At 69.9% G+C, this 2,608-nt stretch carries 1 protein-coding gene; it reads right to left on the bottom strand.

Translation table 11 applies throughout. From position 1 onward, the window contains the following. Positions 1–159 precede the first annotated feature (159 nt). Positions 160–2,472, bottom strand: a complete 2,313-nt coding sequence (gene bamA, locus HW578_RS25300) for an outer membrane protein assembly factor BamA (protein ID WP_198373467.1) — start codon at positions 2,470–2,472, stop codon at positions 160–162. Between the last annotated feature and the right edge of the window lie 136 nt (positions 2,473–2,608).

Below are 2,608 nucleotides of genomic sequence, written 5' to 3'. Positions count from 1 at the left end.
TGCCTGGGCCGGGCGCTGGCCGGGCGGCTGCGCCTGCCCCTGCTGGGGCTGGCCCGGGACGAACCATTGCTGCTGGCCCTGCGCCGCGACGGGCAGGGCGATGGTGGCGCCGATCAGGGCGACAGGCAGGAATCGAAACATGTCAGGCAGGATCCTGGTTCAGAAACGGGTGCCGAAGCCGAGGCGGAAGACCTGCGTCTGGTCGTAGGACTTCTTCACGAGGGCCTGGGCGAGGTCGATGTTGATCAGGCCGATCGGGCTGCGCCAGGAGATGCCCACGCCCGCGCCGACGCGCGGCGTGGCATCGTCGCGCACGCAGTTGGGCACGCTCGTCGGGCAGCCGGTGTCGTTCACGCTGCCCGGCAGCCCGAAATTGGCGCCGGCATCGACGAAGGCACGGCCGATGAAGCCGAGCTCGCTTGGCAGCGGCAGCGGGAAGCGGAACTCTGCCGAGGTGGTCCACAGCGTCTGGCCGCCCAGCGCGTCGTTGGTCGAGATGTCGCGCGGGCCCGCGCCACCCAGTGCGAAGCCGCGCAGGTTCTCCCCACCCAGGAAGAAGCGGTCGACGATGCGCGTGTCGGTGTCGCCATAGGGCGCGAGGTAGCCCGCGCCGGCCGCCAGGACGAGCACGTAGTCGGGGTCGCCCAGCAGCCGCTCGAAGGGGACGTAGTACTGGGCGTCACCGCGGAAGCGCACATAGGAGATGTCGCCGCCCAGGCCGGCCCAGTCGGCGCCTACGCGCACCACATAGCCGTCGCGCGGCTCGATCCTGCTGTCGCGGCGGTCGTAGGTGACGGTGGTCGAGACCTGGCTCAGCAGGGTACGACCGGCCTGCTCCTGGATGAAGCGGGAGGTGTTGGCATCGACATCCGTCAGTTCGCGATCGACCAGCGAGTAGGACCAGGACTGGCGCAGCCGCTCGTTGATCTCGTAACCCATGCGCAGCGCGAAACCGGCGCGGCGCTCGTTGTAGCCGGAGGTGGACTGAAGGTTGCGCTGCACGAGGAACACGTCGGCACCGGCCGCAAGGTTGCGGTCGAGGAACTGCGGGTCGGTGACCGAGATGTCCACCTGGCTGCGCCGCTGCGCGAGCGTCACGTTGAGGCGCGCATCCACGCCGGTGCCGAGCAGGTTGCGCTCGCGCAGGCCCACATCGGCGAGGAAGCCGGCGTCGGTCGAGTAGCCGCCGCCAATGGTGAATTCGCCGGTCGCGCGTTCGGTCACCTGGGTGTTCAGGATCACCCGGTCCGGCGACGAGCCCGGCGCCGAGTTGATCTGCACGTCCGAGAAATAGCCCAGCGAGCGGATGCGCTCGCGCGAGCGGCGGACCTGCTGCACCACCAGCGGGTCGCCCTCGGCCAGGCGGAACTCGCGACGGATCACGCGGTCCTGGGTGCGGGTGTTGCCGGTGATCTCGATACGCTCGACGAAGGCGCGCGGGCCCTCGGTGATCTCGAAGGTGAGGTCGACGGTGCGCGCCTCGCGGTTGCGCACCACGCGCGGTTCCACGTTCGCGAAGGGGAAGCCGCGCGTCGCAAGCAGTTCGGTCAGCTGCGTGTCGGCGCGCTCCACCGCGTCGCCGTCGTACCAGTCCCCGGCCGATATCGGGATCTCGCGCTGCAGCCCCGCGGGGTCGAGCCCGCGCAGCGAGCTGTTGATCTCGAGCTTGCCGATCCGGTAGCGCGGGCCTTCGCTGATCGTATAGGTCAGGAAGAAGCCGCTGCGGTCGGGGGCGAGCTCAGCCGTCGCGCCGGTGATCTCGACGTCCGCGTAGCCCTGGCGCAGGTAGAAGCGGCGCAGCAGCTCGCGGTCGAAGGCGAGGCGGTCGGGGTCGTAGTTGTCCGAGGTGGACAGCAGCCGGTACCAGGCCTGCTCGCGCGTCGCGATGACCTCCCGCAGGCGGCTGTCGGAATAGTTCTCGTTGCCGACGAAGCCGATGCGCGAAACAAGGGCGATGTTGCCCTCGGTGATCTCGAAGACGACGTCCACGCGGTTCTGGTCGAGCTCGATGATCTTGGGCTCGACGGTGGCGCCAAAGCGGCCGCGCCGGGCATAGATCTCGAGGATGCGCTGGCGGTCGGCCTGTGCCGCTGCGGGCGTGAAGACCGATCGCGCGCGCAACTGGACCTCGCCGCGCAGGATTTCGCTCGTGATGCGGCGATTGCCTTCGAAGCCCACGCGGTTGACCAGCGGGTTCTCGACCACGCGCACGATCACGCGGTTGCCTTCGGGGCGGACCTCGACGTCGCGGAACAGGCCGGTGGCGAAGAGCGCGCGCAGGCTGCGGTCGAGCCGGTCCGGATCGGCCGTCTCGCCGGGCTGCACCAGCATGTACGAGCGGATGGTGTCGGTCTCGATGCGCTGGTTGCCCTGCACTTCGATGGCGGCCACGCGCCCGGGCGCCTGCGCCGAGGACGGGACCGCCAGCACAAGGGTGGCGAGGACGAGGAGGAGGGTGCGCAGCCTGGTCAACGAATCGGCACCTGATCTTGGGGCGGGCGATGGGGGCCGGACACTAGCGGAGGCCCCCCCTCAGGGAAACCCCGGCCTTGTGGGCCGGGGTTTCCCTGAGGGGCTATTCGGATGCCCTCAGGCGCCGGGCGCCGGC

The organism is Roseomonas rosulenta, assembly GCF_016106005.1.
Lineage (GTDB): Bacteria > Pseudomonadota > Alphaproteobacteria > Acetobacterales > Acetobacteraceae > Neoroseomonas > Neoroseomonas rosulenta.
Note: the sequence above shows the minus strand (reverse complement) of the source record. Positions and strands in the feature narration are given on the sequence as shown.